Below are 22,858 nucleotides of genomic sequence, written 5' to 3' on the forward strand. Positions count from 1 at the left end.
AAAACCAAGAGCTAGATCGCTATATGAAAAGCAGTGCGCAGACTATTGCATCAAAATGTGATGACTATCAATAACGGAGAGCGGATTGCGCTTCTATATAGGCATGGATGTATAGATATTTGTTGGATAAATATGCATCAAAGTGCGTCTAAGTCCCTATTGACCACATGGTTATGAGCGGGTTGACGAGTGGTTACCCGAGGGTGAAAACAATGTTAGCTGGCTGATTAATGCGCGAAGTAATTGCGCAGTGGCACCCCAAACCAGTCTGTCTTGGTGATAAAACGCACACACAGGGTGCCACTGGCCATACAGTAGGAAAGACTGTTCGCGAATATGCCCGGGACGGCAAAGGGTATCTAACGGTACTTCAAAGCAGGCAGCGACTTCATTGTCATCAAGATAAGGTTGGTAATCCGGTGCTACCCACGCGAGGACGGGATGAATGTAGTAGCCGGTGACGGTGGGAAGCGGGCACAGGTGGCCAATAATCGCGTCAGGGGCAACGCGAATCCCGGTTTCTTCCCACATTTCCCGCGTGGCGGTGTCGGTATTATCTTTATCGGATGGCTCTCGCTTGCCGCCAGGGAAACTGACTTGGCCAGGATGATGTTTTAGGTGACTCGCGCGCTGGGTTAACACCAGTTGAATCCCGTTTTCACGTGGCACTAAGCCAATTAATACCGCGGCAGGTTGAAAATCGGCGCCTCCCAATATCCTGGGTGAGAGGCGAACGCGGTTTAAAATGCGACTGTCGTGGCGCGCCAGCGGGGTTAACGAAAAAGCCCGGGTGACATCCGCGGGCGATAAGGGGTGGCCTGGCGCGTCACTGATGGGTTGAGGATGAGTCGAGGACGCAGACCAAGAGGCGGCTTTCGCGCGTAACGTACAGCGGATAGGCGTGATATAAGCATGCTCTTCGGCGATTAGCGTCATCGTGACTCCGTTAAATCAGTTAAAGGGGCTGCCAAGCTGTCATCGTCTGCCAGCACGGGGAGAATGTGGCTGACTTTGTCGAGCGTCTCTTGGTACTCGGCATCTGCCTTGCTATCAGCAACCAAGCCACCGCCCGCCCACACGTGCAGTTGACCTTGATGACCGACCAGGGTGCGAATGGTAATACTTGAATCCATGCGACCACAGCGGCTGAGGTAGGCAAAACTGCCGCAATAAATATGGCGACGGTGTGGCTCAAGCTCTTCAATTATTTCCATTGCGCGTACTTTGGGTGCCCCGGTAATCGAGCCACCGGGAAACGCCGCGCGAAGCAGATCGAGGCCAGTTTTGTCTTCGGGGAGCCTACCTGTGACCGTACTCACCATATGGTGCACGGCAGGAAAACTCTCTATATCAAAGAGTTTAGGCACAGAAACCGAACCTGGCGAGGCAACTCGGCCAATATCGTTCCTGAGCAAATCGACAATCATCAAGTTTTCAGCACGATCTTTTTCCGCCGATTTCAGTGCCTGAGCGCTGTCTGCATCTTGTTGCGGATCGGTATAGCGAGGGCGCGTGCCCTTGATAGGTTTGGTTTCAATCTGTTGGTTGTGTAGCGAGAGAAAGCGCTCGGGCGAGACCGATAAGATGGCGCTGTCTGCTAAGCGGATAAAGCCAGAGAAGGGGGCACCATTGCGGGTGGCCAGTTTACGATAGGCGTGCCATTCATCCCCTTGATAGTGGGCGGAAAAGCGTTGAGCTAAGTTGATTTGGTAGCAATCCCCGGCATGTAAATAGGCTTGCACTTGGGCAAATTTTTGCTGGTATTGCGCCTCGGTCATGTTCGCGCGCCAGCGTTCGGTGAGTGCAAACGATGGACGGGACGGTGCAGCTTGATGAGTGAGCCATTGCCAGCGCTGATCGCTATCAGGGGCAATCACCACCGCTTGATGCTGGTGATGATCAATCACCACTGCCCAGTCGTAGAGGCCAACCGCCATGTCAGGGACATTGAGCTCGTCTTTAGCCCGCGTGGGTAGGGTTTCAACACAGCGCCCTAAGTCATAACCAAAATATCCAAGGGCACCGCCGGCAAACGGCCAGGGGGCGATTTCAGAAACCGCCGGTAAGAGCTGTGCTTGTAATTGTGCGACCCAGTGAAACGGATCGTGATCGTCAGTGGTGGTGTGCCCATCGGGATAACGCGTGGTCACTTGGTTGTGGCGCGCGGTCACCGTGGCGATGGGATCGGCGACCAGGATATCGAAGCGACTATCTGGATGTGTCCGTGTGGCCGAGTGGAGCAACATCGCCCAGGGCTGATGAGCTATCTTATCAAACAGGGTCAACGCAAGATCCGGGGCGTAGTCGATTGGCGTGGTAGTGAGCTTCATGGCGTTTTGTGGTTGCATTCTTCTTTTTGTGATCACGGTTAAGACGCCGTGTGGCGCGCAGATAGCGCTAAGCGTATCATAGCTAGGCCTTTTCCGGCACGAGCAACAATAAAAGACGAGGCGAGGTTGCTGTCAACCATCGACTTCTCTCATCACAGAGCAGTAAAACTGCCTAGCCAAACGATAATAACGAGGGGAAGGCTTCCCCAACACTGGATACCCGCTTTGGGTCCTGCAAATGACACCAGAGGCAATGATGACCACTATTAAACAGCAAGACGTGATCGAAAGCGTTGCAGATGCCCTGCAATATATCTCTTACTACCATCCTCTTGATTTTGTTCAAGCCCTTGAAAAAGCCTACAACAAGGAGCAAAGCCAAGCGGCGAAAGATGCCATCGCGCAAATTTTGATTAACTCGCGAATGTCGGCCGAGGGCAAGCGCCCGATTTGCCAAGACACGGGTATTGTCACCTGTTTTGTCAAAGTAGGGATGGCCGTACAGTGGGACCGCCACGATATGACGGTGCAGCAAATGGTGGATGAAGGGGTGCGACGTGCGTACACCAATCCTGACAACCCGTTGCGTGCCTCTGTGGTGGCTGATCCGGCAGGTAAACGCCAAAACACTCGTGATAACAGCCCTGCGGTGGTGCACATTGATATGGTGCCAGGCGACACCGTGGATATTCAAATCGCCGCGAAGGGCGGTGGCTCTGAAAACAAAACCAAAATGGTGATGCTCAACCCATCGGATGATGTTGCCGAGTGGGTAGAAAAAACGTTGCCTGCAATGGGCGCGGGTTGGTGTCCACCGGGCATGCTGGGTATCGGCATTGGCGGCACGGCAGAAAAAGCCGCGGTGTTAGCCAAAGAATCACTGATGGAGCACATTGACATTCAAGCGCTTATCGAGCGTGGTCCAAGCAATGCCGATGAAGCGCTGCGCCTCGATATTTTCAATCGTGTGAACAAGCTGGGCATCGGTGCCCAAGGGCTGGGCGGTTTAACCACGGTGGTGGATGTCAAAGTGAAAACGGCTCCGACCCATGCGGCGTCTAAACCTGTGTGCTTAATTCCGAACTGTGCCGCCACACGTCATGTTCACTTTACACTTGATGGTACCGGGCCTGCCGAGTTGGCACCACCAAAACTGGAAGAGTGGCCGCAAGTCACTTGGGAAGTCGGCGAGAATGTACGTCGTGTCAACCTGGATACGGTCACCAAAGAAGACGTGCAAAGCTGGCAAACCGGTGAAACCGTGCTTTTATCAGGCAAGATTCTGACTGGACGCGACGCCGCACACAAACGCTTGCAAGAAATGCTGCGCAATGGCGAAGGCCTTCCCGAAGGCGTCGACTTTAACGGTCGCTTTATCTATTACGTGGGTCCTGTCGATGCGGTAGGCGATGAAGTGGTTGGCCCAGCAGGCCCTACCACGTCGACCCGTATGGATAAGTTTACCGATATGATGCTCGCCGAAACCGGCTTGATGGGCATGATTGGTAAAGCCGAGCGTGGCCCGGCGGCGGTCGAGTCAATCAAAAACCACAAAGCCGTGTACTTGATGGCGGTTGGCGGCGCGGCCTATTTGGTTTCAAAAGCGATTAAGCACGCACGTGTGGTGGCGTTTGAAGATTTGGGAATGGAAGCCATCTACGAATTTGACGTGGAAGACATGCCGGTCACGGTGGCCGTCGACGCGCAAGGACAAAATGCGCATCAGATTGGTCCAGACACCTGGAAGGTGAAGATAGCCGAAATGGATGACTAACCCGTTAATGGTGCCTGTTTGGCTTAACGCCTGCTTGCGTTAGCAAGAAGGCGTTGAGTCGGGCAGCGTATAAGTGGATAGAAACCATAAAAAAATGCGCCAAATTGGCGCATTTTTTGTTTAACGATGTTGCCCGTTTGGGCATCACTGCGTGGGCTAGGCCACTTCCTCTTCTGCAAGGTCGAACGAGGCAGCAATCAGGTTACGCGTGTACTCGTTTTGTGGGTGATGGAAGATTTCCTCTGGGGTACCGGCTTCCATGACTTTCCCTTTTTGCATCACCATCACGCGATCGGATAGGGCACGAACCACACTCAAATCGTGGCTGATAAACAGATAACCGATGTTATGGCGTTTTTGGATATCTTTCAGCAAGTCGATGACCGTCAGCTGCACGGAGCGGTCCAGTGCCGAAGTTGGCTCATCCAGCAAGATAAACGCAGGGTTCAAAATCAACGCACGTGCTATCGCGATACGCTGACGCTGACCGCCGGAGAACTCGTGCGGATAACGGTTGATCGCTGAGGTATCTAGACGTACCTCATACAGTGCATCTTTCACCCGCTCGAGACGTTCTTTTTTGCTCAACTCGGGGAAATGCGTGCGCAAGCCTTCGGCAACAATTTCACCGACTGTCATGCGTGGCGACAAAGAGCCAAATGGGTCTTGGAACACCATCTGCATATCGCGGCAAAGCGCTTTGTTCTCGCTGTTTTTGATCCCGTGAATATCTTGGCCTTTAAAGCAAACGCGACCTTCAGCGACGGGTAACAGGCGCATAATGGCGCGGCCTAGGGTCGATTTCCCTGAGCCAGACTCACCGACAATGCCCAATGTCTCACCACGGCGCAGTGATAAGCTGATATCGCTGACCGCCTCGAAATAGCGTTTGTTGCCACCAAAGAAGTCTGCCCCCAAGAAGTACTTGATGGTGACGTTATCCACCGTCAGCAAGTTTTCTGCATCGTCCTGCGGGGCTTCTTTGCGGCCACGCGGCACGGCGTCGATCAGCATCTTGGTGTAATCTTTTTGTGGATTTTCGAACAGGGCTTGGGTGTCGTTGGTCTCGACCACTTCACCCTTGCACATGACCACCACACGATCGGCCAGGTGTTTCACCACGCCGAGGTCGTGCGAGATAAACATGATGGCCATGCCCATTTTTTGCTGGAGCTCACCAATCAGATTAAGCACTTCCGCTTGCACCGTGACGTCAAGGGCGGTGGTTGGCTCGTCGGCAATCAACAAATCCGGTTCGTTAACCAGTGCCATGGCAATCATGATGCGCTGAAGCTGACCGCCAGAAAACTCGTGCGGATACTTCTCTAGCGCGCTGGTAGGGTTAGGCAAGTGAACCAGGTTTAACAAGTCGATGATGCGCTGTTTTGCCTTCTCAGCAGTGGTGCGATGGTGACACTGAATCGCTTCGGTTAACTGCTCGCCAACACGCATGTAAGGGTTAAGCGAAGTCATCGGCTCTTGGAAGATCATGGCGACACGATCGCCGCGCATCTTCTGAATTTGCTTGGTGGATAGCGTCAAGACATTGGTGTCATTAAAGGTCACTTTAGAGGCCGGCTTAACTAATGCGTTATTGGGGAGCAGCCCCATCACGGCGCTACTAGAAACCGATTTTCCTGACCCTGATTCACCAACGATTGCCACGGTTTCACCGGGCATGATGTCAAAACTAACATTTTTAACGGCATCGACCATGCCGTCGTTGGTCGTAAATGACACACTCAGGTTTTCGACACTGAGAAGTGGCTTAGAAGCAGATGAAGACATCATCACCTCACTGGTTGATTATTCGACGTCACGAGTTCACCAATAGCCATAGACGCTGAATGCGCTCAGTATCGTTGGCACGGCAGATACTCGATGATTTGGATGGTCGCCTGCGATTTATGCGCAAACGCCCGTCATTCGTGTTGGGTTGGTCATTGTTGGCCGGAGCCACAATGCACGCCCTGATGCGGATATCAGCCAGCTGGAGCGTTTCATCAAAGGCCAAAACAGGCATGATGAACAGCTTGCGCCAGTGGAAGAGGTAGGATACGAGTGTCGCGATAACCGAAAGACGCTTAAGGTTACCTCTCCTTGCGAACACAGCTTTTCAACATCATCCGGTGTTGAAACCAAGCAGCGTGAATATCCATATATCACCCACACAATATACGATTCGGATATAAAAGCAAATCGTTATTGCGCGCAAGGTTTGTGATGCCAGAGTTTGACCTGTCAGACAAAAACACCCTTGTTGACGCGTTATACAGTGAAATATCTGTCTTGTGCGCGCGACACATAGTCGCGCGCCTATGCAATGACTTACTGACGGTCGAACTCAAGGCGCGTTGAATAGCGTTCGTCGCTGTGTTGACCGTGCTCAAAGGCAATTTGGCCATTGACGATAGTCATATCAATGCTAGAGCCGAAAGTGTGGCCGTCAAACGGTGACCATTGGCATTGGTAGAAGAGGTTATCTTGACCAACCGTCTGGGTTTGGTTGAGATCCACCAGCACTAAATCGGCCCAATACCCTTCACGGATAAAGCCGCGATCTTTCACCTGATAGCGAACTGCAGGGGCGTGTGCGACTTTTTGCACCACCAAAGGCAAATCGAAGATACCACGATGATAAAACTCTAAGGCCACTTGTAACGCATGTTGCACAAGTGGCAGGCCAGCCGGCGCGTTGAAGTAGCTGTTTTGCTTTTCTTCAAACGTATGGGGGGCATGATCGGTGGCAATCACATCAATCACGCCGTCTTTGACCGCTTGAATCAGTGCCTGCTGATGGTGAGCTTCTTTGATCGCTGGGTTACATTTGATCAACGTGCCTTTTGTCGCGTAATCATCTCGGTTGAAAAACAGGTGATGGACACAGGCTTCAGCAGTGATCTGCTTTTGCTGCAGGGCTTCGAGCGTTTTGGCTGGCTCAAACTGATACAGTTCATCTTCGGTGGTCAAGTGCAGCACATGCAAACGGGTGCCGTGCTTTTTAGCGAGGTTAACCGCCAGCTGGGATGATTTAAGGCACGCTTCTTTAGAGCGAATGTGCGCGTGGGCATCAATCGGCACATCTTCACCATATTTCTCGCGATAGATGCTCTCGAGTTCGCTGATCATGGGAGTGTCTTCGCAGTGGGTGGCGATGAGCGTGGGACAATCAGCGAAAATGGCGTTGAGTGTCTCTGGATCATTCACCAGCATATTGCCGGTGGAGGCGCCCATAAACACTTTTATCCCGCAGGCGCTATTGGGGTCTAAACGACGAATTTCGTCAATATTGTCGTTGGTCGCGCCGAGGTAAAATGCGTAGTTAGCATGGCTGGATTGCGCGGCGCGTTGGTATTTTTCTTCCAGCGCGTCTAGCGTCGTGGWGGGTGGGTTGACGTTAGGCATTTCCATGTAGGTGGTAATGCCTCCCGCGACCGCCGCTTTGGATTCGGTGGCGATGGTACCTTTTTTCGGAAAACCGGGTTCACGAAAGTGCACTTGGTCGTCAATCATCCCAGGGAGAAGGTGCTTGCCAGCGGCATCAATCACGCGGCAATCGGCCGCGGCGGGCGCGCTGATATCTTGGGCGATTTGGCTGATTCGGCCATGCTCAATGAGGACGTCCGTTTCAACAACTTGTCCTTCGTTGACAACGGAGACATTCTTAAATAATAGGGTGGTCATGCTGTGATCCTTACATGTCAAGGCATTGTTGCTATGGTAACGCAATCGATTACTTGATTCAGCCCCTGATTGTTTAGGGAGATTAACCAAGTTTTAACCGGATGTTGACGCAATTGTTGTACATTAGCACCGTCAGCGTATTGCCCTTCAAGTAGGGCTGCCGCATACTTGGCGCGGTAAACAACAATAAAAGGGAGTGAACCATGGCGGAAGAAACAATTTTTAGCAAAATCATTCGTAAAGAAATCCCCGCGGATGTTTTGTATCAGGATGAACTCGTGACCGCCTTTCGCGATATCAACCCGCGTGCCCCTGTGCATATCTTAGTCGTGCCCAATAAGTTGATTCCGACCACTAACGATGTGGATACCGATGATGAGCTTGCGCTGGGACGTATGATTACGGTGGCGAAAAAATTAGCCGCTGACGAAGGGATTGCCGAAGACGGTTACCGCTTGATCATGAATTGTAATCAGCATGGTGGGCAAGAGGTTTACCACATTCACATGCATCTAGTGGGTGGCCGGGCGTTGGGGCCAATGGTGGTTGGCTAGTCGAGACAAGCGTTAAGAGGGTAAGAGTATGGGTAAATGGTTGTGTTTACTGGCAACCCTGAGCCTGTTGGCTGGATGTGCCACCGGCAAGCCATCTCTTTCGATCACGCCAGGACAATCTGTGGTTTATTCGGATAATACACTGGCGCAGGTACTCGACGTTAAACGGCGGGCGTGTGCCGGTGCGAAGACTACGCGACAAACCTGTTTAACGCTTATTAATCGTAGCCAGCACTCCCAGTGGATGCGTTACCGCTTTTATTGGTACGACAAACAAGGGCTGCAAGTGGAGGCCTCGCCGTCTGAGTGGCAGCGTATTTCGTTGCCTGCGAAGGCCTCTAAACGTATCAATACTCGGATGCCGACCGCGAGCGCGACCCAGTACCGCATGGTGATTGTCCACTAGCGTGCCTCCTTACGTCGAGATCAACAGCCAGGCTCATACTTATCCTTGAGGAAATAACAATGGCACTTGTCCGCTTTGCTTCTTTACCCATGCCGTCGGCGGGGCGACAGTATTCACTGCGACAGCCTTCACTGCTTACCACTCTGCTCATGGCGTTTTTCTTACTGACCGTGGTTGGCTGTGCGCCACGCACACAACCGGTTTATCAACCGGGTGCGCAGAGCCCATCGACAACGACTCCCTCTCGTCGGCCTCATCCGAGCTTGGATCAGGCAATGCACGCGGCAGTAAGTGGACTACTTGACAGCCAGCCGTTGCAATCGTCACCCGTCACCCTGGTGCAGCCCATTCAAAACCTGAGTAACCACTACTTTCCGACACAAACTTATTCCGAGCAGCTTAAAGCGGGGTTAGTCACTGCTGGCCGCATTACGCCAGTGCCTGAGGCGAGAGTGCAAGCGGTGCGTCAGTCACTTGGGCTTGCGCAAAATCAAGCATTGGTCGACCCGTCTACCATTGTTCAATATGGTCGAATGCTGGGGGCTGAGTACCAGCTGAGTGGCAAAATAACAGCGGGGAGCCCCTATCATCTGCGCCTGCAACTGATGGACTTACACTCTGGTGTGATTGCGTGGCAAGGGGTTGAGACGTTTGTCAGTGAATGATTGGTCTCCGGCACTCGACGCGCCAATTAACACGGCACTGAGCCGCTTTTACGCCAAGCCGACAGAGATAATCCACACTGAGCCACTGGCCGCCGGTTTGACCAATCGTTGTTGGCGCGTTACCGATTCACAAGGTGGACAGAGTGTATGGCGCCCTAATAGCCAAGCCGTCAGGGCGTTTGACATCGATCGGGCGCGCGAAGCAAACGCACAATCCTTGGCCGCCAATCATGGGTTGGCACCTCAGCCGATTGCGCTGTTGGCCGAAGGCTTACTGGTGCCCTGGGTGCCAGGTCAGCCGCTTGATCAATGTAACGATGATCACGCAGCGATCTTAATCGACCTGTTGGTTCGTATACACCAGTTACCGGTTGAAATTGAAACCGCCTCGGTTGATGCACAATGCCAGCATTACGAGCGGCAGCTATCAGCCGCCAACGTGCATCGTCTAGCGGATATTAAAGCCTGGGCAATCGCGCAGCGACCTGCCGAAGAGGGCGATATTCCGGTGCTGTGTCACATGGATCTGGGCGCTTACAACGTTGTGATGACGCCCCATCGTGGCGCTGTCGTGCTTGATTGGGAATATGCACGTACGGCCGATGCGCACCTTGATATTGCGCTGTTTTGTCGTGCCAATGCCCTACAGCCTGATGCGGTGATTGAAACCTATTGTGCGCAGCAACAGATAAAAGCGACGGAGGCGGTGCGCAGGCGCGTCTTGGCGTGGTTGCCGTTTGCCGACTATTTGGCGCTATGCTGGTATGAGGTAGGTGCGAACTTGTATCGGCTACCGGCCTATAAAGAGGCGGCTAATCAGCTTTTTGAACAGCTGGCGGCACAAAGGCGAGGCTAATTGAACACGGAGGAAGGGATGGTCAAACAAGGTTGTCGAACAGGGTGGTTAGTTGGCTGTTTGCTTTTGCTGGTAGGCTGTACCACAGAGCTGGCCTATAACACCTTGCCGTTTTGGATTCATTACTACATTGACGATATTGTCAATTTGCGCCCCGAACAGTCCCGCCAAGTCAAAGCCGACCTCGACAAGATTCAACAATGGCACCGCACACACGAATTACCGGCGATTGCTGAGCGCTTAGGACTGATCGCCACACAAAGTACCGAACGGCAAACCATGGCGCAATTACGCGCGCATCAAGACGCGGTGAAAGAGAGAATTCGCGCGACATTACAGGCTTTTGTGCCCGCCACCGCACGTTTACTTGATAGTTTTGACGATGAGCAAGCGCAAGCACTGACGCAGTGGATGGAAGAGGAAATTGAACAAGCCACTCAGCGCCGCGCCAAGCGTTCTGAGGACGAGCAATTTGCCTATCAGCGGGATGACTTAGAAGAAGATACCGAAGAGTGGGTGGGTGATACCGGCCGCCATCAGCAGCCGCTCTTCGCCGAAATGGCGCAATACCAACAAGCGGCGATGCCGACATTCCGTCAAGTACGTGAGCGGTTAGTCAGCCGCCTGTTCAACATTATCAATAACAGACAATCGATTGATACCGAAGCGGCGTTGTCGCAATGGGTGAATGATGTGGTGGCGTGGCGAGCCGGGCCAGAGACGGAAACCGAAATGGCAATCTATCGTTCGCGGCGGCTGGATTGGCTGCTGCGCCTGGATCGCAGCCTGGATGACGAACAACGCAACCGCTTAGTGGAAAGTCTTAATGAGTGGCAAACGCGCCTTAGTGACATGAGCCGTTGAGCCTTGCCTAGCGCAATGTCTGCTGGAGCGGGTCGCGTTATCTTATTATCGGGACGAGGTGTGACATCGTGGCGGGTCAAATACCCTGATTATTTCTAGGGTGATCTTGCTCATTTTTCTGTCCGGAGGGCTATGCTATTGATAAGGGTCWCAGCTTTGCGACAACCAAGGATGGCTTTACATGATCATATATCTTCACGGTTTCGATGCCACGAGCCCAGGCAACCATGAAAAGGTGCTGCAGCTTCAATTTGTTGATGACGATGTGCGCACCATCAACTACAGCACCATGCACCCCAAGCACGATATGCAACACCTGCTGAAACAAGTTCAGACGCAAATTGAAGCAAGCAGTGATCCAGCCCCTTTGATTTGCGGCGTGGGGCTTGGTGCTTATTGGTCTGAGCGCATTGGCTTTCTGTGTGGCATTAAGCAGGTGATCATTAACCCCAATCTGCATCCTTATGAAAACATGCAGGGCAAAATCGACCGTCCGGAAGAGTATGAAGATATCGCCACGAAATGCGTTACCGATTTTCGCCAACGTAATCAGCAGCGCGCGTTGGTCATTTTGTCGCGAGAAGATGATGTGTTAGACAGTCAACGTAGCTACCATCTGCTGTCTCCGTTTTATCCCGTACGTTGGGATGAAAAACAAAGCCACAAATTTAAAAATCTCTCCGCCCACCTACAAGCCATTGCCGAGTTTAAACAATCGGCCTAATGCCATGCTCGTAACCACAGTGTTGCGAGCATTTGGTGTAATTTTCCTACATGTAATCCATTAATTAAGCGCAGACAAGGCTCGAAGTAATTGTCGTTTTACGGCAAAATAGAGCCTTGCGTTGACGAACAACCCAATAAAAAAAGAACGCAGAATACGCAACAGATGTTGTTAGTTACTGACAAAATGCCAATGAGTGCCAGTTTTAGCTAGTCGCCGATGGGCGGCTAGCGTGTATTTTTTTAGTTAGGTAAGGATGTAGAAGTGACCAAAATTATCGTTGTCGGTGGCGGTGCAGGCGGGCTTGAGCTTGCAACCAAGCTGGGCCGCACGTTAGGCCGCAAGCGCCGAGCAGAGATTACCTTGGTGGACAAAAATAGCAGCCACCTTTGGAAGCCGTTGTTACACGAAGTCGCGACAGGGTCGATGGACGAAGGCGTCGATGCGCTTAGTTACCGTGCGCATGCTAAAAACCATGGTTTTGACTTTCAAATGGGCACGCTGTGGGACATTGATCGTGACCAGAAAGTGATCACGCTAGCGCCCATGTATGATGAAAACAACGAACTGTTGATGCCTGAGCGTGAGTTGGATTACGACATCTTGGTGATGGCGATTGGCTCAACGTCGAATGATTTCAATACGCCAGGGGTACGGGACAATTGCATTTTCCTCGACAACCCTAAGCAGGCGCATCGTTTCCGTCGTGAGATGAACAACGAATTCATGCGATTGCACGCCAAACACGGCCAAGGCAGTGTCGATATCGCCATTGTCGGGGCCGGTGCCACCGGGGTGGAGCTGTCTGCCGAACTACACAACGCGATTAAAGAACTGCGGAACTATGGCTTCCGTGATTTAGATAACTCGAAACTGAACGTGACCTTGGTTGAAGCCGGTGAGCGGATATTACCCGCATTGCCGCCACGCATTTCTAGTGCCGCACATCAAGAATTATTGAAGTTAGGTGTGAAGGTGAAAACCAATACCTTTGTCACCAAGGCCGATGAAGAAGGGCTAGAAACCAAAGAAGGCGAGCGCATTCATGCTGATATTATGGTGTGGGCCGCTGGCATTAAAGCGCCTGACTTTTTGAAAGAGATCGCCGGTTTAGAAACAAACCGTATCAATCAGTTAGAAGTGAAAAATACCCTGCAGACTACCCGTGATGACGATATCTTTGTGATCGGTGACTGTGCGGCGTGCACGCAAGAAGACGGCAGCAAAGTACCGCCGCGAGCACAATCTGCGCATCAGATGGCCAGTCGCTGTTTTAGTAACATTGTGGCGAAGTTGAATGGGCGTGAACTGAAGCCGTATGTGTTTAAAGATCACGGTTCGTTAGTCTCACTCAGCCGCTTTTCTACCGTGGGTAGCTTGATGGGTAACCTGACCAAAGGCTCGATGATGATTGAGGGCCGGATTGCTCGCATGGTTTATATTTCCCTATACCGGATGCACCAAATTGCGTTGCACGGTTATGTCAAAACCGGTTTGATGATGCTGGTTGGGCGGATTAACCGCGTGTTGCGTCCGAGTCTAAAGTTGCACTAAACGTTGCGCCTGAATCAGGCACCGCGAAATCAAACGATAAGACCGGGGCATGCCTCGGTCTTTTTGATCGTAGTCAATAAAGGTAGACATTATACTCGCACAAGTCTTGATGGGTGACTATTTTACATTAGTGGTGACTAAATAAAAAAATATCATCAGGAGGAGCAATGCGTTCAATCATTAAGACGGTTATTGTCGCTACCGGACTTATAGCGAGTCAGGTTGCATCAGCATTACCCCGCAACGAACCCGTCTCGCCGATTACCCCGCCAGAAGAGATCCATATCGGAAAAGCCGAGCTTGGTAAGAAACTGTTTTTTGATCCACGGCTATCTAAGTCTGGCTTCATTTCGTGTAATTCCTGCCATAACCTCAGCATGGGTGGCAGTGATAACCTAAAAACGTCGATTGGTCATAATTGGCAACAAGGCCCGATTAATTCGCCTACCGTTTTGAACTCTAGCTTGTCTATTGCTCAATTTTGGGACGGTCGCGCGTCTGATTTGCAAGAGCAGGCCGGCGGGCCGATCGCGAATCCAGGAGAGATGGCGTCGAACCATGTGCTCGCCATCGATGTTCTGCAGTCCATTCCGCAATATGTGCGTGAATTCAATCAAGTGTTTGGTGTCACGGAGATCACGATTGAGCACGTGACGGATGCTATTGCCGAGTTTGAGCGTACCTTGGTCACGCCCAACTCTCCTTTCGATCAGTGGTTAATGGGGGATGATTCTGCGATTAGTGATTATGAGTTGGCGGGTTATCGTCTGTTTGTCGAGTCAGGGTGCGTGGCATGCCATAACGGCAGTGCGTTAGGTGGTACCTCGTTCCAGAAAATGGGCTTGCTTGAACCTTATCAAACTGAGAATCCCGTCGAAGGGCGTATTGCGGTGACGGGTAAAGACGCGGATCGCTTTATGTTCAAGGTGCCGACGCTACGTAATGTGGAATTAACCTATCCGTATTTCCATGACGGTGAAGCGCAAACGTTAACAGAGGCGGTCGACATTATGGGACGTCTGCAATTAGGTCGTAAGTTTACCGATGATGAAAATGCGAAGATTGTGGCATTCTTGCTCACATTGACTGGCGATCAGCCGAGCTTTGACTTGCCGACACTTCCGCCTTCCAACGCTGATACCCCAGTGCCTCAGCCGTTTGACGATTAAGTGATGTTGCCAGCTCGTGCCGGTTAGCACTGGAATGAGCTGGCATTTTGCATGATAGTGGTTGCCGCCTGACATGAAAGGCGTCACAATAGCCCCGCAATCAAGATTATTGATATCACTTCTAGAGCAACCCTCCTGACGCCGAGTTTTTCTCATACCACGATATTGATATTCATGACCCTAAGTGATGGGCCATGCGGCCTGTGACGACATTTTTAATTTATTGAGATCAATTGATGAGTTTCTCCTCTTTAGGACTATCTGCACCACTATTAAAAGCCGTAGAAGAGCAAGGCTATACTACACCCTCACCGATTCAGGAAAAAGCGATTCCAGCGGTGATTGAAGGGCAAGACGTGATGGCGGCCGCGCAAACCGGGACGGGCAAAACCGCAGGCTTTACTTTGCCTATTTTAGAGCGTTTACAAGCAGGTAAACGCGCGCGCCCTAACCACGTGCGCACCCTGATTCTGACCCCAACGCGTGAGCTTGCCGCCCAAGTGCATAAAAATGTTGAGCAGTACAGCCAGCATACATCGCTGAGCTCTATGGTGGTATTTGGCGGGGTGAAGATAAACCCGCAGATGATGAAGCTTCGCAAAGGCGCTGATGTGCTGGTGGCGACGCCAGGGCGTTTATTGGATCTGTATCAGCAAAATGCGGTGCGTTTTTCTCAGCTGGAAGTGCTGGTGCTGGATGAAGCTGATCGCATGCTAGACATGGGGTTTATTCGTGATATTCGTAAGATCTTGGGACTGTTGCCAGCCAAGCGTCAAAACTTGCTGTTCTCTGCCACTTTCTCGGTTGACATCCGCCAGCTAGCGAAAGAGCTGGTGAATAATCCGGTTGAGATCTCGGTGAGCCCTGCGAACCAAACCGCGACAGGGGTGGAGCAGTGCATTTATCCGGTTGATAAAAAGAAAAAGCCCGCGATGCTGCTTTCTTTGATTGCTGACAATAACTGGCAACAGGTGCTGGTGTTTAGCAAAACCAAACACGGCGCCAACCGCTTGTCGCGTTATCTGGATGAGTACGGCGTAAGTGCCGCCGCCATTCATGGTAACAAGAGCCAAGGCGCGCGCACCAAAGCCCTTGAACAATTCAAAACCGGTGACGTGCGAGTGTTGGTGGCAACGGATATCGCAGCGCGTGGTATTGATATTGCCCAATTGCCACAAGTGGTGAACTTCGATTTACCTCATGTGGCGGAAGACTATGTTCACCGTATTGGTCGCACCGGTCGCGCGGGGGCGGTAGGCAATGCCGTGTCTTTGGTGTGCGCTGATGAAGCCAAAGATTTGTTTGCCATTGAACGTTTGATTAAACAGGTTCTCCCGCGCCATAGCTTGGCGGACTTTCCGGTGGCGAATCCAGTGCCAGAGTCTAAACTCGACACGCGTCCGATCAAGCCCAAGAAACCGAAAAAGAATAAACCGCGTCAGGATGGTCAACGCTCTGGTGACAATGCACGTGGCCACAAGCCGGTAGGGAAAAATCGTCGCCATACCGACAAACCAAGCGGCGGTAAGCCAGGGGCGGATAATACGTCGCGAGCGCGCGGTGAGGCCAATTCGGCTAACAAACCCCGTCGTGCGCGACCAACGGGGACGAAAAACAGCGCATAATGCGGTACCTGTTTGCGGAAGATTAATGAGAAAACCGGCTGTTGGCCGGTTTTTTGTTTTAGATTACCTTAGCCAACTGCGCCAATACCTTATCAATGGCGTTACCGATTTTTGCCACGTGCTCTATGGTCTCTTCTGCCTCATCAATCACCTTTTGTGCTTGGCGTGCATGGGTGATAAGGCGGTCCAGTGCGTGCGCATCCTGCTCAAACTGGTCGCTATGCAAGGCAATCATGCTGGTATGATAGTGATAAAGTTGCTCGCCTAGCTGTTCTCTTTTTCGTTGCAATGGTTCCAGTTGTGGCTCAATCAATGTTTGACTCAAAAAACGGTCGAGGCTGTCGTAATTCGATTTCAGTAGGTGATAGCTTGTTTCGTTGGGGCTCATGGTCACTCCTCTAGCTGCTGTTGAAAGTCGTTAAGCGCATCAAGGTGGTGCTTGGTGGTCTCAATCGCACGGCGGGCGCCTTGCACAGAGGCGGTATTATCTAGACGGAGTGAATCAATGATTGCGTTATGCATGGCCACATAGTCCGATAAGGTACGATCTAAGCGTGCAAAGTAGGCATTCAGTCCCAGTAGCTTTTGTTTGGTGTGATAAGCATGGCGGTAGGCTTTAAGCCGCTGATCATAAGACGTATGGAAGGTGATGCAGCGAGTCTCGCGACGTTGCTGGCAGCGATTCGGGTTGTTTAGCAGTTGCATACGAATCGATAGGGCTTGATTTAAAGCGACCCGGGTTGCCATTTGCCAATGGGGGAGATCTTGACGAAGACGCGCGATAGTTTGCTGTATCACGGGTTGTCCTGCGTCCATTACGGCCAGCAATTGTCGATGACGCGCTGTATCGCTCATTGCGCGGCCGAGTGCATTGATACCGGTCGAGACAATCGCGATATCATCGTCTTCCACCGACTTAATGTCGTGAACAAAAGGGTTGTCGCGAAGAGAGCTCAGGGTGTCATGTAGTTGCTCAGATGCCTGGTCGATTCGCGCATTGTGATCCTCGGTGGCGAGTGCGGAGAGAAGCTGGCTGTAGCGGACGAGATCGGCGAGGGCTTGTTGTTGTCCGGTATCGGCAATTGGTGTGATCTTGAGTTTGGAAGCCGGAAGCCCATCGCGCACTGCACGCGATAGAATCGCGTCAACACGCGCCTGTTTCGCGCTAACGTAGACAGATTCAACGGTGTGATGCACCTTGATGGACTGTTGCGCATAGTCTTTGACCAGTTGCTGAGAGGGTTGGGACGTGCAGCCAGCTAAGATAAGAAGCGCAACCAAAGTGACTGTATTGCGGTATTGAACGAGAGCAGGCGGGAAACACATATTCATAGGCCAATTCACCGATAAATGAGACTTAATCAATGAGTGTGGCTGCCGGGCGGCGATTATAAATAGCAATAAAGGCTTTTTAATTGAATGTGGCATCAATAGCCACAATTGATGAAATTGATATCTTTATCTTTTACATGAAAGTGACGAATAGAAAAGCGCCTTGTCATCGTGAGTGATGACAAGGCGTGAGCGGATATCTGGTGAGCAGGCTAGTTCGCTTTGCGTACTTGAATAATCATTCCCATCATGGGGTTATCCAAATAGTGAATTTCGCCACTGCGCATCCGTCGTTTGTGCGTGAACGCGTAAGGCTGCAAAAAGCGCTCGATGTGGTACTGCTTCTTCACCTTTTCTAGGCCCGCGACTTGCACGTTATTCGTGTTTGATGAGGCCCCTTGCTGCGCATCTGTGGTTTGCAGTGGCATATTGACCACGTCTTCCACCAGTGCGCGCCGCTCGCTTGGCTCTCGTAGCACCATGTCGGCCTCGACGAACAAGTAATGCTGGACGTAGACGCGCAGTGTGCCATCTAGCTCATAGAGGGGCTGGCGAGGGGGCGCGGTTTCAAGCGCCTGCTCATCCCACGCTTGTTCGCTATCTGACGCTGTATTGCTTGACGGGGTGGCTTGCGCTGTCACCGGCGTACCGTCTGGATTAAAACGGTCGCGATAGTCTTTTCCGGCACTGACACGCAGCAAAGGCAGGGCAGCGCGGCCACTGTCATCTTGACGCCATGCAACATGCACCATGGGCGTAAAGCCCGCATGGTTAGACAGTTTGTTGTAGGCATTTGTCAGCTGCCATTGGCTACGAGGTAGTGGGGTCAGTCCTGCATTTTGTAGTGCGCTGTTGTTCGTCACTGGCGTTGCACGACGTACCGATCCCATATCGGTTTGTGCTGGCCAGCTTTCCTCCACGCTAGCAGGGTCTTGGTTGCGCTTAAACACAATCAATTCGACATCATAAAGTCGCTTAGCTAAAACCGGTTGGCTAAGTGAGATCAGTAGCAACGCCCAAAGGCTCTGCTTGGTATAGCGTGCTAGCCAGCCTGGTGGGTGACATGAATGATTTTTCACAGGTTACTCCGTTTTCTTTGGCAAGCCATTATGCGACCAGTTGGTGACTTGCAAATTGAGTCAACAGCTCATCAATAAAGTTCATCCGCTCCCGTCGATCGGTGAGACTTTCGATAAACTTAATTTTGGTTGGCCCGTCAAATTTATACTTGTCTGGCCGCGATTGTAACAGCCCGACCAAGAATCCGGGATCAATTTGCGCGTCCTCATGAAACTCGACCATGCCGCCACGATCACTGGCTTCGATCTTTTTCACTCCTAATGCCGCGGCGCGTATCTTGAGCTGCTGGATGTGAAGGAGGTTTTTGGTGGCGTCAGGCAGCAGGCCAAAGCGGTCTATCAGCTCAACTTGCAGCTCATTAATATCATCGTTGGACTTAGCGCTGGCAATGCGTTTATACATCGATAAACGCATATTGATATCGGGAATATAATCATCCGGTAACAGCGCAGGCAAACGCAGCTCAATGTCGGTTTGTTCATTCAGCAATACATCTAAGCTCGGCTCTTTGCCTTCTTTTAGTGCCTCGACGGCCTGCTCAAGCATATCCATGTACAGGGTGAAACCGATCGATTGGATTTGACCACTTTGCTCGTCACCGAGTAGCTCACCGGCGCCCCGTATTTCTAGATCTTGGGTCGCGAGGGTAAAGCCAGCGCCAAGGTCTTCGAGCGAGGCAATGGCGTCCAGTCGTTTCACCGCATCTTTGGTCATCCGTTTTGGATGGGGGGTCAGCAGATACGCATAGGCTTGGTGGTGCGAGCGACCGACACGGCCACGCAGTTGGTGGAGTTGTGCGAGGCCAAAGTGATCGGCGCGATCAATAATAATGGTGTTGGCTGAGGGAATATCGATACCGGTTTCGATAATGGTGGTACATACCAGCACGTTGTATCGTTGATGGTAGAAATCGCTCATGATCTTTTCTAGCTCACGTTCGCGCATTTGGCCATGGGCCACAGTCACGCGCGCTTCTGGGATCATTTCACTGATTTCATTCGCCGTTTTTTCTATGGTCTCGATATCATTGTGTAAAAAGTATACCTGGCCACCGCGCATAATCTCACGCAGCAATGACTCTTTAATTAGGGTATCTTCGCGTTCACGGACAAAGGTTTTCACCGCGAGGCGGCGTGACGGTGGGGTGGCGATAATCGAGAGATCGCGCATGCCACTCATCGCCATATTCAGTGTTCTGGGGATCGGCGTGGCGGTTAATGTGAGAATATCTACGTTGGCTCGCATCGCCTTAATTTTCTCTTTCTGGCGAACCCCAAACCGGTGCTCCTCATCAACAATCAATAAACCGAGGTCGCGTAGCTTCACATCCGATTGCAGTAACTTATGGGTGCCAATCAGAATATCGACCTTACCCGCTTCACAATCGGCCAAAATTGCTTTTTGCTCTTTTGCAGACTTAAAGCGTGACAACACCTCCACCCGGACGGGAAGGTTAGCAAAGCGGTCGCGGAAATTCTCGAAATGCTGTTGCGCCAGCAAGGTGGTGGGGACTAACACGGCAACTTGCTTGCTGTTATTGACCGCTAAGAAGGCGGCACGCATAGCCACTTCGGTTTTACCAAAGCCGACATCGCCACATACCAAGCGATCCATGGCAATGGGACGACACATATCGGAAAGCACCGCGTTGATCGCTTGTGATTGATCACTGGTTTCTTCAAACGGGAAAGTCGCCCGGAAGGCGCGATAGGCGTCTTTGTCATGGCTAAACGCAAAGCCAGGCTTGGTCTCTCGTTTGGCATACACATCGAGTAGTTCAGCGGCGACATCACGCACTTTCTCTGCGGCGCGGCGGCGTGCTTTCTCCCAGGCTTCTCCGCCAAGCTTATGTATGGGAGCGGCATCTTCTGCGCCGCCAGAATAGCGACTAATCAGGTGTAAGGCGCCAACCGGAACATATAACTTGGCGCCTTGCTGGTATTCGAGCGTCATGTACTCTGTTTTGAGCCCGCCCGCTTCCAGAGTTTGTAAGCCTTGGTAGCGACCAATACCATGCTCGAGATGGACAACAGGCTGGCCGGGTTTTAGCTCCGCCAAGCTTCTGATCACCGCATCGCTGCTGACACTTTGCTTGCGTTTATCGCGCCGGCGCTGCTGCACCGCGCGCTCACCAAACATGTCGCTTTCACAAATCAGGGCAAATTGTCGGGTGTTATCAATAAAGCCTTGGTCTACCGGGCCGATGATTAAGCCAAATCGACCGGGTTGCGACAAAGCTTCTTGCAAGCCGTCGGCCACCATGGGACGAATTTTGGCTTGGGCGAGAAGATCCAGCAGAGCCTCGCGTCGTCCTTCCGATTCGACCGAGAAAACCAAGGTGCCGCTAAATTGCTCACTAAATTGGCGTAGCGCCGCGAGGGGCTCCTTGGCTTGGTGATTGACCGTCAACGTTGGCAGCGGCGCAATGTCGAGGTTTTCTCGCCCCACTTTTTCTGTGACGCTGTCACTTTCTAGCTTTAAGCGAGGGTACTGCYTTAAGGTGGTGTGTAAGCGCTCTTTACTGAGCCACAACGCCTCGGGGGGTAACAGTGGGCGAAGCGGGTCGACGCGTCGTTGATCATAGCGGGTTGCCACGTCGGCTTGGAAATGGTCAATCGCACTGTCAATATCCCCGACCGATAAAACCAAGGTGTTATTCGGTAAGTAATCGAACAAGGTTTCGGTGTGTTCAAAAAACAGTGGCAGCCAGTATTCAATCCCAGCCGGCCAGGTTTTTTTACTCACTTGTTGGTAAATAGATTCTGGCTCTCGGCGCGCCTCAAAATGCTCGCGAAAACGGCCTCGGAAATATTCCACCGCCGCGTCATCGGTGGGGAACTCATGCGCGGGTAATAGCTGGATCTGTTCTAGCTCACCCGTGGAACGTTGGTTTTCTGGATCAAATTGGCGAATGGTATCGACTTCATCATCGAAAAAATCGATCCGGTAAGGTTCGTCACTGCCCATTGGGAACAAGTCGAGAATCGAGCCTCTGCTCGCAAACTCGCCATGCTCCATCACTTGGTCAACGTGGCGGTAGCCGGCGTCTGTCAGCTGATCACGCAACTTCTCAAGCGATAAGATATCGCCTTTTTTCACCATTAAGGCATGTTGATGGAGAAAATGTCGCGGCGTCACGCGCTGTAATGCGGTGCTCGCGGGCGCAATGAGTACCCCGTCTTGTTGATGAGGAAGCTGATACAGGCAAGACAAACGCGCGGAGATAATATCCTGATGGGGAGAAAAACTGTCGTAAGGCAGGGTTTCCCAATCAGGCAGGAGGTCGCAGTTACCCTGGGTAAATTGACGAATGGCGGGCTGCAAACGCACCGCAGTCTGGTTGTCGGGCACCAAAAGGAACACCGGACCGGCGTGTTGCTGGGTGAGCGTCGCAATGGCTAGCGGTAACGCAGCCCCTGATAAATTGCCAAGATGTTTGACGTCGCCTGGCCCTGAGGGCAGGGTAAAAGCATAGAGCGGTTGTTGGGTCATGAGTTTAACTGCTTGATTGTTTTCGGTTTCGTGCACGCTTTTTTAGTAGTTTTTGCTGATGATGCAGCGCCGCACGAATGAGCGTGTCGCGGTCTTCTTCCAATAAACGCGTGTACTGAATTTGGATCACATGGTCAGGGTTTTCTTGATCACTGTCGGTGTGAGGCTCGCATCTCGTCACGACGCCGTAGCAATAGATGGCCGTCGGCGGATAATCGAGAAACAACTTCACGCGCGCGTGCACGCCTTTTTTAAGCGGCGAATGACTATGATAAGAAAAACTGCTCGCCCCAAAGGCGTGTGTCACAAAGCGATGGTCGGGCTGATCTTCGTGGCTGAGCATATAGCCCATCATCAGTGTCATTTTTTCGTTTTGAGCCTGCAGCACCCGGAATAACGCAGAGGCATCCTCCGGATCGATCGCTTTAAGATCTTTTTCTACGTCGCTATCGAGCTGGCCGCATTGACTCGCCAGGCGAAAAGGTGCCGGGATTTCGGCGGTAAAAGCCTGCGCATCTGGCTGGGCTTGATTGTCAGCAAGAGGCTCAACATTAATGCGAATCGCCGCTCGCACAGAAAAATATTCGTCTTGGCTCATCACTGTGCCTTAGATTGCAGTTGTATTAATGATTATCACGCACCCTTGGCAAGAGGTAAAGATCAGTCGCAGTTTCTGGGGGCGGTGAGGCGTTAATTGGGGTGACAATGGTGCCTTTCGTACAAGGTCGGCTTGGCGTCCCCCCATTGGA

At 51.9% G+C, this 22,858-nt stretch carries 19 protein-coding genes; 10 read left to right on the forward strand and 9 right to left on the reverse strand.

Annotation, left to right across the window (positions count from 1 at the left end):
* Positions 1-171: 171 nt before the first annotated feature.
* The gene (locus BZG73_RS10755) at positions 172-936 is read right to left on the reverse strand and encodes an NUDIX hydrolase (RefSeq protein WP_077668286.1); all 765 of its coding nucleotides are present in this window, start codon (positions 934-936) and stop codon (positions 172-174) included.
* Positions 933-2,330: an aminodeoxychorismate synthase component 1 gene (pabB, locus tag BZG73_RS10760; protein WP_077668306.1), complete on the reverse strand. Its 1,398-nt coding sequence runs from the start codon at positions 2,328-2,330 to the stop codon at positions 933-935. Before pabB ends, BZG73_RS10755 begins: the two co-directional genes overlap by 4 nt.
* A gap of 256 nt (positions 2,331-2,586) precedes the next feature.
* On the opposite strand from pabB, the gene BZG73_RS10765 reads away from it, so the two are divergent.
* Positions 2,587-4,104, forward strand: coding sequence for a fumarate hydratase (locus BZG73_RS10765; RefSeq protein WP_046073795.1), 1,518 nt, complete (start codon positions 2,587-2,589; stop codon positions 4,102-4,104).
* A 156-nt stretch (positions 4,105-4,260) separates the two neighbouring features.
* Here the strand turns inward: BZG73_RS10765 and BZG73_RS10770 are convergent, their stop codons facing one another.
* Both BZG73_RS10770 and BZG73_RS10775 read right to left on the reverse strand, forming a co-directional pair.
* Positions 4,261-5,892 carry an ABC transporter ATP-binding protein gene (locus BZG73_RS10770; protein ID WP_046073121.1) on the reverse strand — a complete coding sequence of 544 codons (1,632 nt, stop codon included), beginning with the start codon at positions 5,890-5,892 and terminating at the stop codon, positions 4,261-4,263.
* 540 nt (positions 5,893-6,432) lie between these two features.
* Positions 6,433-7,788, reverse strand: a complete 1,356-nt coding sequence (locus BZG73_RS10775) for a dihydroorotase (RefSeq protein WP_077668287.1) — start codon at positions 7,786-7,788, stop codon at positions 6,433-6,435.
* Positions 7,789-7,991: 203 nt separating this feature from the next.
* Between BZG73_RS10775 and hinT the strand changes: the two genes are divergently transcribed.
* From hinT to BZG73_RS10820, 9 genes are all read left to right on the forward strand, one after another.
* A complete protein-coding gene (gene hinT / locus BZG73_RS10780) occupies positions 7,992-8,342 on the forward strand; it encodes a purine nucleoside phosphoramidase (RefSeq protein WP_046073123.1) in 351 nt (116 codons plus the stop codon).
* 28 nt (positions 8,343-8,370) lie between these two features.
* Positions 8,371-8,748 carry a DUF1425 domain-containing protein gene (locus BZG73_RS10785; protein ID WP_077668288.1) on the forward strand — a complete coding sequence of 126 codons (378 nt, stop codon included), beginning with the start codon at positions 8,371-8,373 and terminating at the stop codon, positions 8,746-8,748.
* 59 nt (positions 8,749-8,807) lie between these two features.
* Entirely contained in the window at positions 8,808-9,413 is a 606-nt protein-coding gene (locus BZG73_RS10790; RefSeq protein ID WP_077668289.1) for a hypothetical protein, read from the forward strand.
* Entirely contained in the window at positions 9,406-10,269 is an 864-nt protein-coding gene (locus BZG73_RS10795) for a phosphotransferase (RefSeq protein ID WP_046073126.1), read from the forward strand. The genes BZG73_RS10790 and BZG73_RS10795 overlap by 8 nt, the downstream gene beginning before the upstream one ends.
* A gap of 18 nt (positions 10,270-10,287) precedes the next feature.
* Positions 10,288-11,133, forward strand: a complete 846-nt coding sequence (locus tag BZG73_RS10800) for a DUF6279 family lipoprotein (RefSeq protein WP_077668291.1) — start codon at positions 10,288-10,290, stop codon at positions 11,131-11,133.
* 181 nt (positions 11,134-11,314) lie between these two features.
* Complete coding sequence (ycfP, locus tag BZG73_RS10805) at positions 11,315-11,857, forward strand: alpha/beta hydrolase YcfP (protein WP_046073128.1); 543 nt, start codon at positions 11,315-11,317, stop codon at positions 11,855-11,857.
* 264 nt (positions 11,858-12,121) lie between these two features.
* On the forward strand, positions 12,122-13,411 hold the full coding sequence (locus BZG73_RS10810) for an NAD(P)/FAD-dependent oxidoreductase (protein ID WP_046073129.1): 1,290 nt from the start codon (positions 12,122-12,124) through the stop codon (positions 13,409-13,411).
* Between the two features lie 179 nt (positions 13,412-13,590).
* On the forward strand, positions 13,591-14,580 hold the full coding sequence (locus tag BZG73_RS10815; RefSeq protein WP_369795683.1) for a cytochrome-c peroxidase: 990 nt from the start codon (positions 13,591-13,593) through the stop codon (positions 14,578-14,580).
* Between the two features lie 236 nt (positions 14,581-14,816).
* The gene (locus tag BZG73_RS10820) at positions 14,817-16,205 is read left to right on the forward strand and encodes a DEAD/DEAH box helicase (RefSeq protein ID WP_077668292.1); all 1,389 of its coding nucleotides are present in this window, start codon (positions 14,817-14,819) and stop codon (positions 16,203-16,205) included.
* A 58-nt stretch (positions 16,206-16,263) separates the two neighbouring features.
* Here BZG73_RS10820 and BZG73_RS10825 read toward each other — a convergent pair whose 3' ends face one another.
* The 5 genes from BZG73_RS10825 to BZG73_RS10845 all read right to left on the reverse strand — a co-directional run bounded on the left by BZG73_RS10825 (position 16,264) and on the right by BZG73_RS10845 (position 22,707).
* Positions 16,264-16,593, reverse strand: coding sequence for a hypothetical protein (locus BZG73_RS10825; protein WP_077668293.1), 330 nt, complete (start codon positions 16,591-16,593; stop codon positions 16,264-16,266).
* A 2-nt stretch (positions 16,594-16,595) separates the two neighbouring features.
* Positions 16,596-17,537: a hypothetical protein gene (locus tag BZG73_RS10830; RefSeq protein ID WP_131826194.1), complete on the reverse strand. Its 942-nt coding sequence runs from the start codon at positions 17,535-17,537 to the stop codon at positions 16,596-16,598.
* Between the two features lie 212 nt (positions 17,538-17,749).
* Entirely contained in the window at positions 17,750-18,616 is an 867-nt protein-coding gene (locus tag BZG73_RS10835; RefSeq protein ID WP_077577738.1) for a peptidoglycan binding protein CsiV, read from the reverse strand.
* A 28-nt stretch (positions 18,617-18,644) separates the two neighbouring features.
* Positions 18,645-22,109, reverse strand: a complete 3,465-nt coding sequence (mfd, locus tag BZG73_RS10840; RefSeq protein ID WP_077668295.1) for a transcription-repair coupling factor — start codon at positions 22,107-22,109, stop codon at positions 18,645-18,647.
* A 4-nt stretch (positions 22,110-22,113) separates the two neighbouring features.
* Positions 22,114-22,707, reverse strand: a complete 594-nt coding sequence (locus BZG73_RS10845; RefSeq protein ID WP_077668296.1) for a hypothetical protein — start codon at positions 22,705-22,707, stop codon at positions 22,114-22,116.
* Between the last annotated feature and the right edge of the window lie 151 nt (positions 22,708-22,858).

This window comes from Salinivibrio siamensis (genome assembly GCF_001996005.1).
In the GTDB taxonomy this organism is placed as follows: Bacteria; Pseudomonadota; Gammaproteobacteria; order Enterobacterales; family Vibrionaceae; genus Salinivibrio; species Salinivibrio siamensis.